General features: G+C 49.2%; 14 protein-coding genes. 1 reads left to right on the top strand and 13 read right to left on the bottom strand.

The features are described from left to right. Window positions 1-139: 139 nt before the first annotated feature. Window positions 140-2,557, bottom strand: a complete 2,418-nt coding sequence (gene ppsA / locus LZ463_RS05140; RefSeq protein ID WP_241454513.1) for a phosphoenolpyruvate synthase — start codon at window positions 2,555-2,557, stop codon at window positions 140-142. Window positions 2,558-2,797: 240 nt separating this feature from the next. Between ppsA and ppsR the strand changes: the two genes are divergently transcribed. Then, window positions 2,798-3,646, top strand: a complete 849-nt coding sequence (ppsR, locus tag LZ463_RS05135; RefSeq protein ID WP_241454511.1) for a posphoenolpyruvate synthetase regulatory kinase/phosphorylase PpsR — start codon at window positions 2,798-2,800, stop codon at window positions 3,644-3,646. A gap of 22 nt (window positions 3,647-3,668) precedes the next feature. Here the strand turns inward: ppsR and LZ463_RS05130 are convergent, their stop codons facing one another. The 12 genes from LZ463_RS05130 to fabD all read right to left on the bottom strand — a co-directional run bounded on the left by LZ463_RS05130 (window position 3,669) and on the right by fabD (window position 13,342). Next, on the bottom strand, window positions 3,669-4,463 hold the full coding sequence (locus tag LZ463_RS05130) for a TrmH family RNA methyltransferase (RefSeq protein WP_241454510.1): 795 nt from the start codon (window positions 4,461-4,463) through the stop codon (window positions 3,669-3,671). Continuing rightward, a complete protein-coding gene (rnhB, locus tag LZ463_RS05125; RefSeq protein WP_241454509.1) occupies window positions 4,464-5,069 on the bottom strand; it encodes a ribonuclease HII in 606 nt (201 codons plus the stop codon). Continuing rightward, a complete protein-coding gene (locus LZ463_RS05120) occupies window positions 5,062-5,316 on the bottom strand; it encodes a glutaredoxin family protein (protein WP_347176241.1) in 255 nt (84 codons plus the stop codon). The genes rnhB and LZ463_RS05120 overlap by 8 nt, the downstream gene beginning before the upstream one ends. Window positions 5,317-5,442: 126 nt before the next feature. Then, window positions 5,443-6,927, bottom strand: a complete 1,485-nt coding sequence (locus tag LZ463_RS05115) for a DegQ family serine endoprotease (RefSeq protein ID WP_241454508.1) — start codon at window positions 6,925-6,927, stop codon at window positions 5,443-5,445. Between the two features lie 12 nt (window positions 6,928-6,939). After that, the gene (locus LZ463_RS05110) at window positions 6,940-7,965 is read right to left on the bottom strand and encodes a MucB/RseB C-terminal domain-containing protein (RefSeq protein ID WP_241454507.1); all 1,026 of its coding nucleotides are present in this window, start codon (window positions 7,963-7,965) and stop codon (window positions 6,940-6,942) included. After that, window positions 7,962-8,642, bottom strand: coding sequence for a sigma-E factor negative regulatory protein (locus LZ463_RS05105; RefSeq protein ID WP_241454506.1), 681 nt, complete (start codon window positions 8,640-8,642; stop codon window positions 7,962-7,964). Before LZ463_RS05105 ends, LZ463_RS05110 begins: the two co-directional genes overlap by 4 nt. A 78-nt stretch (window positions 8,643-8,720) precedes the next feature. Next, entirely contained in the window at window positions 8,721-9,323 is a 603-nt protein-coding gene (rpoE, locus tag LZ463_RS05100) for an RNA polymerase sigma factor RpoE (protein ID WP_241454505.1), read from the bottom strand. Between the two features lie 135 nt (window positions 9,324-9,458). Next, complete coding sequence (locus tag LZ463_RS05095; protein ID WP_241454503.1) at window positions 9,459-9,917, bottom strand: protein YgfX; 459 nt, start codon at window positions 9,915-9,917, stop codon at window positions 9,459-9,461. A 67-nt stretch (window positions 9,918-9,984) separates the two neighbouring features. Continuing rightward, window positions 9,985-11,226 carry a beta-ketoacyl-ACP synthase II gene (gene fabF, locus LZ463_RS05090; RefSeq protein ID WP_241454502.1) on the bottom strand — a complete coding sequence of 414 codons (1,242 nt, stop codon included), beginning with the start codon at window positions 11,224-11,226 and terminating at the stop codon, window positions 9,985-9,987. A gap of 33 nt (window positions 11,227-11,259) precedes the next feature. Continuing rightward, on the bottom strand, window positions 11,260-11,499 hold the full coding sequence (gene acpP / locus LZ463_RS05085) for an acyl carrier protein (RefSeq protein ID WP_110253556.1): 240 nt from the start codon (window positions 11,497-11,499) through the stop codon (window positions 11,260-11,262). Between the two features lie 152 nt (window positions 11,500-11,651). Further along, window positions 11,652-12,404: a 3-oxoacyl-ACP reductase FabG gene (gene fabG, locus LZ463_RS05080; protein ID WP_241454501.1), complete on the bottom strand. Its 753-nt coding sequence runs from the start codon at window positions 12,402-12,404 to the stop codon at window positions 11,652-11,654. Then, window positions 12,401-13,342, bottom strand: a complete 942-nt coding sequence (fabD, locus tag LZ463_RS05075) for an ACP S-malonyltransferase (RefSeq protein ID WP_241454500.1) — start codon at window positions 13,340-13,342, stop codon at window positions 12,401-12,403. The genes fabG and fabD overlap by 4 nt, the downstream gene beginning before the upstream one ends. Between the last annotated feature and the right edge of the window lie 51 nt (window positions 13,343-13,393).

Here is a 13,393-nt window from a genome sequence, read left to right as displayed (position 1 = left end):
TTAAGTTTCGACACCCGTAGTCTAGTCCGATTTTTAGAAAAAACAAGGGCAAAAACTGATTTATGTTGCGGCGCACCAACAAGAAAAAACGGGAATCGCTTTATGAGCAGATTCCCGTTTTTCGGCAAAGACAAACTATTTATTTACCAGCAGCCGCCAGTTTCTGCCAGGTATCAATGACTGAATCTGGGTTCAGTGAAATGGATTCTATTCCTTCCTTCATCAGCCATTCGGCGAAGTCCGGATGATCAGATGGCCCCTGACCACAAATGCCAACATACTTGTTAAGTTTGCGACAGGCAGCAATAGCCCGAGAAAGCAAGGCACGAACCGCCGGATCACGCTCATCAAAATCAGCGGCCAGCAACTCCATGCCGGAATCCCTGTCCAGGCCCAGAGTCAACTGCGTCAGATCATTCGAACCAATAGAGAAACCATCAAAGAATTGCAGGAACTCTTCTGCCAGAATGGCATTGGAAGGCACTTCACACATCATGATCAGGCGCAGGCCGTTCTCACCACGCTTCAAGCCATTTTTTGCCAACAGATTGACGACTTTTTCAGCCTGTCCCAGCGTGCGTACAAAAGGAACCATGATTTCAACATTGGTCAAACCCATGTCATTGCGCACGCGCTTCATTGCCTGGCATTCCATTTCGAAAGACTCGGCAAAGTCTGGCGCCAGATAGCGGGCAGCGCCTCGGAAACCCAGCATAGGATTCTCTTCATCGGGCTCGTAACGGGAGCCGCCTATGAGCTTCTTATATTCATTTGACTTGAAGTCAGACAGACGAACAATAACCTTCTTGGGCCAGAATGCAGCAGCAATGGTGGCAACGCCTTCCGCCAGCTTGTCAACATAGAATGCCCTGGGCGAAGCGTGTCCGCGGGCAACGGATTCCACTGCTTTTTTCAGGTCAGCGTCAATATTCGGGTATTCCAGAATCGCTTTCGGGTGTACACCAATATTGTTATTGATGATGAATTCCAGACGTGCCAGACCCACACCTTCGTTGGGTACCGACTGGAAGTCAAATGCCAGTTGTGGATTACCTACGTTCAACATGATCTTCAAAGGCAGCTTGGGCAACTCGCCACGTACTTCTTCGGTCACTTCTGTTTCAAGCAAGCCATCGTAAATCTTGCCTTCATCGCCTTCAGCACAAGACACTGTGACCAGAGTGCCGTCTTTCAGCACATCAGTTGCATCTTCACAACCGACCACAGCAGGCACGCCAAGTTCACGGGCAATAATCGCTGCGTGGCAAGTACGGCCACCACGGTTGGTGACGATAGCGGCAGCGCGCTTCATCACTGGTTCCCAGTTAGGATCAGTCATGTCGGCTACCAGAACGTCGCCTGGCTGCACTCTTTCCATCTCGGAAGGATCGTGAATGACACGCACGCGGCCTGCGCCAATTTTCTGGCCAATCGCACGGCCAGACACCAGTACGGTGCCACTGCCCTTGAGTTTGAAACGCTGCTGTGCATCAGTATGTTTTTGCTGGGACTTGACTGTTTCCGGGCGTGCTTGCAGGATGTACAGCTTGCCGTCACGGCCATCCTTGCCCCATTCGATGTCCATTGGACGTCCGTAATGTTTCTCGATAATGGTCGCGTATTTAGCCAACTCCACGACTTCAGTATCATTAAGGGAATAACGGTTACGCAATTCCACTGGCACATCGACAGTCTTAACCGAACGACCAGCCTTGGCCTCACCGGTAAATTCCATCTTGATGAGCTTGGAGCCAATATTGCGGCGTATGACCGGCAATTTGCCCTGCTCCAGCATAGGCTTGTGGACATAGAATTCATCAGGATTAACAGCCCCCTGCACCACGGTTTCGCCCAGGCCATAGCTTGAAGTAATGAAAACTACGTCCTTGAAACCAGACTCTGTATCTATCGTGAACATGACTCCTGCAGCCCCAAGGTCAGAACGCACCATGCGCTGCACACCGGCAGACAGTGCCACTTCAGCATGGGTAAAGCCTTTATGGACACGGTAGGAAATCGCCCGGTCGTTATACAGTGAGGCAAATACGTGTTTCATTGCTTCCAGAATATTGTCAATTCCGACAACATTCAAGAAAGTCTCTTGCTGGCCTGCAAACGAGGCATCAGGCAAATCTTCGGCTGTAGCAGAAGAGCGCACAGCAAATGACATCTCGGCAGTGGAATCAGCGACCAGCTTGTTGTAGAACTCCTCTATTTCCTTTAGCAGGCGCGGCTGAAAAGGCGTATCTATGATCCATTGACGGATTTCAGCACCGGCTTTTGCCAGCTCTTTGACATCGTCAATATTCAGATGTTCGAGACGATCGGCAATGCGTGTTTCCAGTGGCAGGCCGCCATCAATACTATGTGTCAGGAAATCACGGAAAGCCTGTGCCGTAGTGGCAAAGCCACCTGGCACACGTACGCCGGCGGTTGCCAGCTGGCTGATCATTTCACCTAAGGATGCATTTTTTCCGCCGACGGACTCAACATCCGTCATGCGTAAATGCTCAAACGAGGCAACATAAGTTGCTTCGGTATTTGCTGCGTTGGACATAACAACCTCTTTTTGATGGTAAGAAATCTTTGCTGTTTAATGTCGTCTTGCTTCGTATCTCACTGTTTTTTTGTTATTCTTGAGGCGAGCTACGTATGACATGCTGTTGCAGCATTTTACATTGTGTCCTGCAAGATTTATCCAACCAGAACAAGAATTTGCAGTCTTTTTTGTTGCCAAGAGTATCAGTCTGTCTTGAATATGGCGCAAAGAATCATTTAACAATCATATAAATTTATCATGTCAGATACCCCCCTACATGCCCGCCCTGCAGCAAATCGTACTGTTTTCTTTGTATCTGATGGCACGGGGATCACGGCTGAAACCTTTGGGCACTCGGTATTGACCCAGTTTGACTTGAAATTCAAACAAGTTCGCCTGCCATTTATCGATACCCTTGAAAAAGCCCATGATGCGGTGCGCCGTATCAATGATGCTTTTATTGCAGATGGCAACCGACCCATCATATTTTCCACATTGGTAAAGACAGACCTGGCTGGTGTGGTATTCAAGTCCAAGGGCATGCACATGGATTTGATACAAACTTTTGTCTCCCCTCTGGAACAAGAGTTAGGTATCAAATCCACGCACACCATAGGACGCAGTCACAATATTGCTGACTCGGAAGAATACAAAAACCGGATAGAAGCGATCAATTTCTCCTTGGCACATGATGATGGGCAGTCAAACAAGAACCTGTCGACTGCTGATGTGATCCTGGTTGGTGTGTCACGCTCAGGCAAGACGCCAACGAGCCTGTACCTGGCCATGCAATATGGAATCAAGGCAGCAAATTATCCCTTGATCCCCGATGACTTTGAACGCGGCAAACTGCCGTCTGCCCTGCCCGAATTCAAGGGAAAGATTTTTGGCTTGAGCATCGCGCCAGAGCGTTTGTCCGAGATTCGCAATGAACGCCGCCCCGGCAGCAAATATGCTTCGCTGGAAAACTGCCGCTATGAAGTCAATGAAGCAGAACTGATGATGAAGCGCGAAGGCATACGCTGGCTGTCGTCTACCGCAAAATCGATAGAAGAGATATCAACGACAATTTTGCAGGAAATCAAATCCGACGTAAGGATCTACTAGGACCCGTTTAATTAGGACCCGATTAATGCATCCCACTCAGTTGCTGCCTCACCTGCTCAAAAAAGCAAATGGCAGCACTGGCAGCTACATTCAATGACTCTATCGCAGCCTGCTGCGGTATGGTTACAGTTTCTGTCGCCAATGCCATCAGTTCAGCTGAGACTCCCTGCCCTTCATGACCAAACAGCCAGACCACGTCCTGGTCCAGCCTGGTTTGATAAATCGTCTGGCGGGTATGCGAGCTGGTGGCCAGGACAGGGATACGCGCAGTTACAAGTAGTGCTGACAAATCAACATTTTCAAAGATATTGAGCAGAAAATGTGCTCCCATGCCTGCACGCATGACCTTGGGTGACCAAGCGAAAGCTGTGCCATGACTGCAAAAGACGTTTTTGATGCCGGCAGCGGCGGCGCTGCGCAGTATGGACCCAAGATTTCCCGGGTCTTGCAGATTGTCGAGCACAACGGAAGACGTCGTCAATATTGCAGGAAACTCCGGCGAAGGCGTGGCAATGATAAACATCAGCCCAACGCCATGCTCCACCTGACTCAGAGCCCTGTACAGCGTATCAGGCAGGCTGATACATTGCGTTCCGGTATTTTCTATATTACCAAGGATGGTCATAACTTCCGGATGATGCATGCTGTCTTCGGAAACGATACAGCATTGAGGAAGCCCCAGATGCTGCAGATATGCTTCACACAGGTGAACACCGTCAAGCAGGGTACGGCCAGCCTTGCGCCTGGCTTGAGAGCTGGTGGCCAGGTGTTTGAACTCTTTATAGAGGGGATTTTCGCGAGAAGTGATCGATTTCATTTATTTGATTAAAGCCCGTACCGGCGCATAAGATTTTCTATGTATGGGCGATACCCCATGTTCACGCAGTCGCTCAAGATGCAGGGCTGTTGGATACCCCTTATGCTGATCCAGTGCATATTGCGGATATTGTGCATGTAACTCCATCAAAACCTGATCACGCGCCGTTTTTGCCAGTATGGATGCAGCAGAGATCGCAGCCACCTTGTCATCGCCTTTGACGATGGCTTCTGAAGGTATCGCCATGACAGGGCAGCGATTACCGTCTATCAGCGCCAGCGTTGGCACAACCGCCAGGCCTTCCACCGCACGGCGCATGGCCAGCATGGTCGCCTGCAGGATATTGAGTTCATCAATCTCTTGTTCCGAGCATTCTGCTATGCACCAGGCCAGGGCATGTTCCTTGATTTCCATTGCCAGTTGCTCACGTTTTGCTTCACTCAGCTTTTTGGAATCACGCAAGCCCTGAATGGGACGATTCGGGTCAAGGATGACAGCAGCAGCCATCACCGGCCCTGCCAGCGGGCCACGGCCAGCTTCATCCACGCCGCAAATCACTTCATTGTCGTAATCAAACAGGGATAAACCGGGTGCTGTATCACGCATGGAAAAACGCTTTCAATGCGGCGGGGTCTAGATAGTAATTGCAGATTCTTTGCTGGCTCTGGCCTTCTTTCTGTCCGACCAGAACTGGCACCAGTTCATCATACAGGGCCAGCAGTTCATCATCCTGATCGACGTCAAGCACATTCACCGTAAAGCCAAACTCAGGGCTGTAAGCCTGCAATTCCTCCAGCATGTCATCACAGAGATGGCAGTAACTGCGCGAATAAAGTGTAAATTGAATCATCATTTATGCCCAAGTGAGTGGGCGCGGTTATTCAAGCGCCGGATTATTGCATTATAAGTCGCAGAGATCAGGGCCACAAAATAAAAAAGGCCGCCCAAAACCAGGCGGCCTTTTGTTCAGGTTCAAATTCTATTGATTATTGGGACGAACAGCAACAAACTTCGATACATCACCACGTTTGACCAATAACAAAACTGGTTTCTTGGTGTCAACTTTAGCGATGACAGATGCAAATTCCTTGGCATCCTTGACATCGGTATTAAAGATGCGGGTAATGATGTCACCGGCCTGCAGCCCTGCACGAGCGGCGCCACCGTCAACACTTTCCAGTATCACGCCGCCACTGACGTGGGCTTCACGTTTCTGCAATTCGGTCAGGTCAGTCACAGACAAACCAAAAACATTCGCTGCTGCTTCTGCTTTTTGCTTGCCGCCTGCTTTTGCTGGTGCTTTTTCAACATCAGCTTCGGCAACCGTAATGACGATGTCCTTTGCACCACCCTTGCGCCACACTGTGACCGTTGCCTTGCCGCCTGGTTTGATATCGCCAACAATACGGTTCAGGTCGACTGCTTTTTCTATGACAGTGCCATTCACCTTCTGGATAACATCTCCGACTTCCACACCGGCTTTTTCAGCAGGAGATCCTGGCATGACACGTTGTATCAGGGCACCCTGGGCTTTTGCCAGTCCCAGACCTTCTGCAACATCCTTTGGCACATCAATGCGTTCAACACCAAGATAACCACGCACTACCTTGCCGGCCGATTTCAATTGCTCGACGACGCGCATAGCTTCATCAATCGGGATCGCAAAAGAGATGCCCATATATCCACCAGAGCGGCTATAAATCTGGGAATTGACGCCAATGACTTCGCCACGCATATTGATGAGCGGACCGCCCGAGTTACCAGGATTGACAGCAACATCTGTCTGTATTAACGGCAGGTAGTCACCGGTATCACGAGCCTTGGCAGAAATGATCCCTGCCGTGACGGTATTCTCGAGGTCAAATGGCGAACCGATGGCAATAACCCATTCGCCCGCCTTGATCTTGTCAGAATCACCAATTGTCACACGGGGCAGTTTGCTTCCGTCTATCTTCAACACAGCAATGTCAGTACGGCGGTCTGCGCCAATCACTTTGGCCTTGAATTCACGTTTGTCAGTCAATTTGACATAAACCTCTGAAGCACCATCAACCACATGGGCATTTGTCAGGACAAAACCGTCCTGAGAGATGATGAAGCCGGAGCCAACGCCACGCGGCACTTCTTCTTCCTGTTGCTGAGGGGATTGCTTCTTGCCCTTGGGTGTAGGTTGCTTTGGTATAGGCATGGGGGTGCCGAAAAAGCGACGGAAGAATTCCTGCATTTGCTCGTCTTCGGAGCCACCGGCAGATTGATTCAGTTGGACTTTTTCAGTTGTCCTGATGTTCACAACAGCTGGTCCGGATTTCTCAACCAGTTCAGTAAAATCGGGCAAACCAGCTACTGGCGCAGCTATCGCAACAGCATTTGCATTCATTGCAGTCGGCGCAATAAAACCCACAAAGGCACTCAGTACCAGAGTGGAAGCTATTTTTTCAACAGGAAAAAGTGTTTTCGCTTTCATGGTGTCATTCGCTTATTTAGGTTTAAATTCAATTGAGTTCATTACTTGCCGGATTGCGCTTGCAGGCACTTCACCCACGACCGTCAGCCAGTATTCAGCATGACGCTTGCCCATGATGGTCATAGCACCTTGCTGCAAACTGCCTTCAGTACGGTTTTCGCTATCTGGCTCAATAAAGACAGAAATGGCAGCCAATCCGTCGGAAAAAATCATTTGTATGACCTGATGCGCTTTCAAAGTGCTTCCGTCACTGCTTTTGACATTGGCAGAAGCAGGAATCAAGCGCTTCATTTCCCGAATTTTTTTAAAACCGGCTGGCAAGGATTTCACAACCCAACCGGAATGGATATTGGACTGCACCGTCAAATTTTCAACCTGCCATTGCGCAGTATTTTGAAAAGTAGGTTTGACTCTTTGCTTGTCGACGTCACCGATTGCCAGTTGAGTAAAGGCAATTTGCTCTATGATTTCATTTTTGGTATTGACAGTTTGTGCGCGTAGCAGCAAGCCTGAATTTTTTTCGACACAGAGACGATAACCATAGCGATAAGCATCACGCGGGTCCAACAGATAAGTCTGGCAATCTATACCAGCCACACGACCCGTCTCAGCTTTTTTGATGGAATAGGACTCGGGTAAGGATTGTGCATTTGAAGTCAGCAACGCCGGGAAAACTTCCTGCGTCGCATTTTTTTCGATTTGTATCGTTTTACTGTCTGGCAGGTAACAGCTAACCTCGTCATTTTTGCGAACATACTCCCTCGGTTGTCCGTCAAGAATTTCCAGTTTTTCCAGTTCAGTATTGCCGTCCAGAAGATGTGTGATTCTCGATGTACGAATCTGGCTGGCCTGTTGATAGACAAAAATGCCTGAGTAACCAAGTTTCTGTGCAGAAGACTGGATTTTTTTCAGTACTTGATGGACTTCTCGTTTATCTTCCACAGAATCCTGCGCAGCAACCGGTGACATGCATGCCGCGAGCAGCCAGGCAGAACTCGCCAGACCCAAGTTAAAACGCCGTACGCCCATCATATTCATTTTTCCGCTGCTGGAGTAACGGCATTGGCATGTGTCACATATTGCGCACCTGCGTTAATGGTGGGCGAAAAACGTTGGTGAGCAAGCAGATAGCTATCAATTCTGGGGTCGCGCAGCATTTCAATTTCTGCCCCTTTTTTCTCTTTGACCTGCCCATTTTTTTCACTTGACTGATTTACCTGGTTACCCAGTGCCAGGGCATTGAGATTGGCGCCCTCGTTATGCGACGCCATCTGCACATTACTCGCAGGACTCAACTTGCTGTTTGCCTGCAACATGCTGTCGCCACCGCTTCGTGACATATCCAGTTGAGGGACCATAATGAAGGCAAAGATCGCTGCCGCAGCAACACTGGCAACAGCAGCATAGGCACCGAGAAATCTTTTCTTTTTCTCGCTGGAATTTTCCGGGCTCCCAGATTTTCTCTGCATGGCAGAAGGTGCGAAAATGACAGGCTCAGCATCAAGTTTTTCAGACAATTTCTTTGAAAAATCAGCGCTGAAAGTAATCGCCAGTTCGTCTGAGCGAAGTACATCACCTATCTGATGATAGACCTCCCAGGCGTCCTTACATTCAGCCTTGTTCAAACCAGCAAGCAAAGCATCAAGCTGAGCATCGCTCAATTCACCGTCAGCCATGGCTGAGATACTCTCATGTTGATTTATGCTTTTGTCCATTTTCTTCACCTTTTTACCACTATTTTTGAATTCATTTTTAAAGCTCCGCCAGGCAAACTGTGCAATACCGATCACTCTCTACCAGCGCTGCTCTATCGTCGTACCCAGCAAGGGGCGCAATTTTTCGGCAATTGCCTCGCGCGCCCTGAATATCCTGCTCCTGACCGTACCTATGGGACACAGCATCACCTCGGCAATTTCATCATAGCTGAGGCCCTCTATTTCACGCAGTGTAATTGCATTCCGCAACTCTTCAGGGAGAGTCGACATCGCAGAATTGACTGTTTCTGCAATCTGCTTACTCGCCAGCAGGGACTCCGGGGTATTGATATCCCGTAATCCATCTGCCTCAACAAATGACTCCGCCTCGTCCACATCTGCATCAGTCGATGTCGGCGTCCTGCGCCCTTGCGTCACCAAATGGTTTTTTGCCGTATTGACACCAATCCTGTACAACCATGTGTAAAAAGCCGACTCACCACGAAAATTTGGTAAAGCCCTGTAAGCTTTGATAAATGCCTCTTGCACTACATCCTCTGCCTCGGCATGGTCATAGACGAGCCGAGACACGAGCCGCATGAGTTTCCTTTGGTATTTGGAAACCAGAAGCTCGAATGCCTTTTTGTCACCACGCTGGACGCGCTCAACCAGTAGCTGATCAATTTCGCGTTCTGTCGTCACTCATTCATTCCTAAATTTGCATGGGCAAGCAAGGTCTTGCCCCAAATGCATGTTATTACTGTCAACATACGCGATTTATACTTGTCAGAGTCTGCGCGATTCCCAAAAGTTCCTTTAAACAAGTAACTTTTCGTTTCAGGCATCATGGTGTTGCGCAATCCACATCAAGCTGACCCGCAATGCGCGGAACTCCACTGTGGTCAATGAATCTGGCAGTATAAGCAACTTATGTTCCCGCCCGTCATCGTCGATCAAAAAAATTGACAAAATGTATGTCCAAAAGCGACTTTTGTGACTTAAATGCACAATCATTCCACCTGCATGATCATCCAACACTCGCTCACCATGCAAAACCACCTCTCCTGCTGGGGAAATATGCAAGCAGCGGCTTCGCTGATTCTTCCGCCACAGTCGACAAGCAAAGTACATGGATACGCAAGAAGAAGTAAGCACCGCCAGACTCTTTAACAGCCAGTGCAGGTCAAGGGGCGCAATCAGGAGCCACAAACTACAATGAACCAGCCCCAACATGAGCAGGCTCGATCCCAGCAGAATGCGGGAAGGTTTGGTGTTGATAATTAAGGCTATGCTCATGATAAAAAAATCGGCACTTCATTTCCAAAGAAACGAAGTGCCGATTCTAAACCTGATCTTGATACGGTCAGACTTTTGCGAATATCAAAGTTCCATTCGTCCCACCAAAGCCAAACGAATTTTTCATTGCGTAATCAATCTTCATATCGCGCGCAATGTTGGCGCAATAGTCAAGGTCACACTCCGGGTCCTGATTGATGATATTCATGGTCGGGGGTGATACCTGGTTGTGCATGGCCAACACGGTAAACACAGATTCCAGGCCACCGGCCCCACCCAGCAAATGCCCTGTCATCGACTTGGTCGAATTGATGGTCATTTTATAGGCGTGGTCTGCAAAAGTAGCCTTGATCGCATCCGTTTCATTCTTGTCACCAACAGGTGTAGAGGTGCCATGCGCATTAAGATAACTGATTTGCTCAGGATTAATGCCAGCATCTTTCATTGCGTTGAGCATGCTGCGGCGAGGGCCATCCATGCTGGGAGAGGTGATGTGGTAGGCATCGCCGCTCATGCCAAAACCAATGACTTCAGCATAAATCTTGGCACCACGTGCCTTGGCATGTTCATACTCTTCCAGCATCATGACGCCAGCGCCCTCACCGAGAACAAAACCATCCCTGTCCTTGTCCCATGGGCGAGACGAGGTGGCAGGATCATCGTTCCTGGTAGAAAGTGCGCGCGCCGAGGCAAAACCACCCAAACCCAATGGAGAAATCGTTGATTCAGCACCGCCTGCAATCATGGCATCTGCATCACCATATTCAATCATGCGAGCTGCAGATCCTATGCAATGCAAGCCAGTAGTGCAAGCCGTCACTATTGCAAGATTTGGCCCTTTCAAGCCATACTTGATCGACAGATTGCCGGAAATCATGTTAATGATAGAAGCTGGTACGAAGAACGGACTGATGCGGCGCGGTCCACGCTCCATGAGGGTTTGCTTTGTTTCTTCTATCAAAGGCAAACCACCGATACCTGACCCGACAATAACACCAATGCGATCTGCATTTTCTTCAGTGACAGTAATACCGCTATCCTGGAACGCCTGCATCCCTGCGGCGATGCCGTAGTGGATAAAGGTATCCATATTGCGTGCTTCTTTTGCCGAAATATATTCTTCAACATTGAAGCCTTTCACCTCACCGGCAAAATGCGTGGTAAATGGCGTTGCATCAAATTTGGTAATCGTTGCAATTCCGGATTTACCTGAAGTGATGGCACCCCAGGCATCTGCAACAGTATTACCAACTGGCGAAATACAACCGAGCCCGGTTACAACGACTCGACGTTTAAGCGAACGACTCAAGCGTTTCTCCTGGATTTGAAAAAATTTTGACTATTAAGCCTTCAGATGCGCTTTAGCGTAGTCAATCGCTTGCTGAACAGTAGTGATTTTCTCTGCTTGCTCATCAGGGATTTCCATTTCGAATTCGTCTTCGAGTGCCATCACCAGTTCAACTGTATCCAAAGAATCTGCACCCAGATCATCGACGAAGGAAGATTCGATTTTGATGTCAGCTTCAGCGACGCCCAGTTGTTCAGCGACGATTTTCTTAACGCGTTGTTCGATATCGGACATGTGTGTCTCCAGTGAAAAAAACAAAAAAATAAGGGCCTACAGAAAGTGCGCGCATTTTAGCAGGTTTGTGAGCAAAAAAAGCAAGCCCTCGATCTTTGGCGATAACTCCTGCTATTTTCATCGAAATTATCAACAAAAATCAACAAAACGAATTACGCCAGGTACATACCACCATTCACATGGAGGGTGGTGCCTGTAATATATCCGGCATCTGGCGATGCCAAAAACACCGTTGCGGCCGCAATATCTTCTGGACGACCAAGTTTGGCAAGCGGGATTTGCTGCAAAATTGCCATTCTTTGCTCCTCTGTCAATGCTCTGGTCATGTCCGTATCTATAAAACCCGGTGCAATGCAGTTGACTGTAATATTGCGGCTCCCAATTTCCCTGGCCAGGGCACGGCTCATGCCAGCCACACCGGCCTTGGCTGCCGCATAGTTCATTTGCCCGGGGTTACCAGACGAGCCCACAACAGAAGTGATATTAATGATACGACCATGCTTGGCTTTCATCATGCCACGTAATACTGCGCGCGACAAACGGGCGACCGAGCTCAGGTTAGTGGAAATGACATTATCCCATTCCTCTTCCTTCATGCGCATTGCCAGTTGATCCTGGGTAATACCGGCGTTATTGACCAATATAGACAAGGCGCCGAATTCTTTCTGGATTTCTTCGACCAGGCTGGTCGTACGATCCACGTCATTGACATTGAATACCGCCCCCTTGCCAGCCCCCGGCCTCACCTCTTCAAGGTAAGCTGTAATTGCCGCCGCACCGGATTCTGATGTCGCCGTACCGACAACCCTGGCACCCGCTTTGGCCAGACCAATGGCAATTGCCTTGCCTATGCCGCGAGAAGCCCCTGTCACCAGGGCAATTTGATTTTCCAATTGTTGTGTCATTTCAAGATTTCCAATACTTTTTCCAGACTTGCCTGATCAAATACCGCATCACCTGTCAATTCCGCCTGAATACGCTTGGTAAGACCAGTCAACACCTTACCCGGACCGCATTCAATGACATGCGTTATACCTTCCGCATGCATCTTGCCGATTGTTTCAACCCAGCGTACCGGACTGGCTGCCTGCCTGACCAGTGCATCCTTGATCAGCAACGTGTCAGATAACACAGCAACATCCACATTGTTAATCAAGGGGATAGATGGCGCGGCAAAGGTGATGCCAGCCAGGTACTCGCGCAACTTGTCAGATGCCGGCTTTAACAATGAGGAATGGAAAGGTGCAGACACGGGCAGAGGCAGGGCACGCTTTGCGCCTTTAGCCTTGGCAATTTCACAGGCACGGTCCACAGCTGCCTTACTGCCGGCAATGACTACTTGCGCCGGGGCATTGAAGTTCACAGCCTCGACCACCTCACCAGACGCAGCAGACAGCGCCTCAATACAACTCGCTTTGACGTCGTCATCGGACAAACCAAGAATGGCAGCCATCCCTCCCTGCCCCACAGGAACAGCATCCTGCATGGCTTGCGCACGAAAGCGCACCATAGGCACTGCATCCTTGAATGCAATCACACCAGAAGCAACCAGCGCAGAATATTCACCAAGACTGTGTCCAGCCACGATTTTAGGTACAGGACCACCAGCAGCTATCCAGGCACGATAACAGGCAACCGCTGCTGTCAACATGACAGGCTGGGTATTGGTAGTCAGATCAAGCGCCTCCTTCGGGCCTTCATTGATCATTTTGGCCATATCCAGCCCCAAAACCTCAGATGCCTCTGCAAGGGTTTGCTGAACCGCGGCATTACCTGCAAAACCATCCAACATCCCTATGGCCTGAGAACCCTGCCCCGGGAACACAAATGCAAATTGCGTCATATCAATCTATATCTCTAATGGTTATTGTTGAAATTTTAAATACCCGCTACC

This window comes from Undibacterium paludis (genome assembly GCF_022568815.1).
Taxonomy (GTDB): Bacteria; Pseudomonadota; Gammaproteobacteria; order Burkholderiales; family Burkholderiaceae_D; genus Undibacterium.
The sequence above is the reverse complement of the archived record's forward strand: the minus strand, read 5'-3'. Positions and strand labels throughout refer to the sequence as shown.

What these genes read in the sequence shown, in the direction of transcription:
- ppsA (WP_241454513.1), bottom strand. Translation starts at nt 2,557, where the DNA reads ATGTCCAACGCAGCAAATACCGAAGCAACTTATGTTGCCTCGTTTGAG.
- ppsR (WP_241454511.1), top strand. Translation starts at nt 2,798, where the DNA reads ATGTCAGATACCCCCCTACATGCCCGCCCTGCAGCAAATCGTACTGTT.
- LZ463_RS05130 (WP_241454510.1), bottom strand. Translation starts at nt 4,463, where the DNA reads ATGAAATCGATCACTTCTCGCGAAAATCCCCTCTATAAAGAGTTCAAA.
- rnhB (WP_241454509.1), bottom strand. Translation starts at nt 5,069, where the DNA reads ATGCGTGATACAGCACCCGGTTTATCCCTGTTTGATTACGACAATGAA.
- LZ463_RS05120 (WP_347176241.1), bottom strand. Translation starts at nt 5,316, where the DNA reads ATGATGATTCAATTTACACTTTATTCGCGCAGTTACTGCCATCTCTGT.
- LZ463_RS05115 (WP_241454508.1), bottom strand. Translation starts at nt 6,927, where the DNA reads ATGAAAGCGAAAACACTTTTTCCTGTTGAAAAAATAGCTTCCACTCTG.
- LZ463_RS05110 (WP_241454507.1), bottom strand. Translation starts at nt 7,965, where the DNA reads ATGAATATGATGGGCGTACGGCGTTTTAACTTGGGTCTGGCGAGTTCT.
- LZ463_RS05105 (WP_241454506.1), bottom strand. Translation starts at nt 8,642, where the DNA reads ATGGACAAAAGCATAAATCAACATGAGAGTATCTCAGCCATGGCTGAC.
- LZ463_RS05095 (WP_241454503.1), bottom strand. Translation starts at nt 9,917, where the DNA reads ATGAGCATAGCCTTAATTATCAACACCAAACCTTCCCGCATTCTGCTG.
- acpP (WP_110253556.1), bottom strand. Translation starts at nt 11,499, where the DNA reads ATGTCCGATATCGAACAACGCGTTAAGAAAATCGTCGCTGAACAACTG.
- fabG (WP_241454501.1), bottom strand. Translation starts at nt 12,404, where the DNA reads ATGACACAACAATTGGAAAATCAAATTGCCCTGGTGACAGGGGCTTCT.
- fabD (WP_241454500.1), bottom strand. Translation starts at nt 13,342, where the DNA reads ATGACGCAATTTGCATTTGTGTTCCCGGGGCAGGGTTCTCAGGCCATA.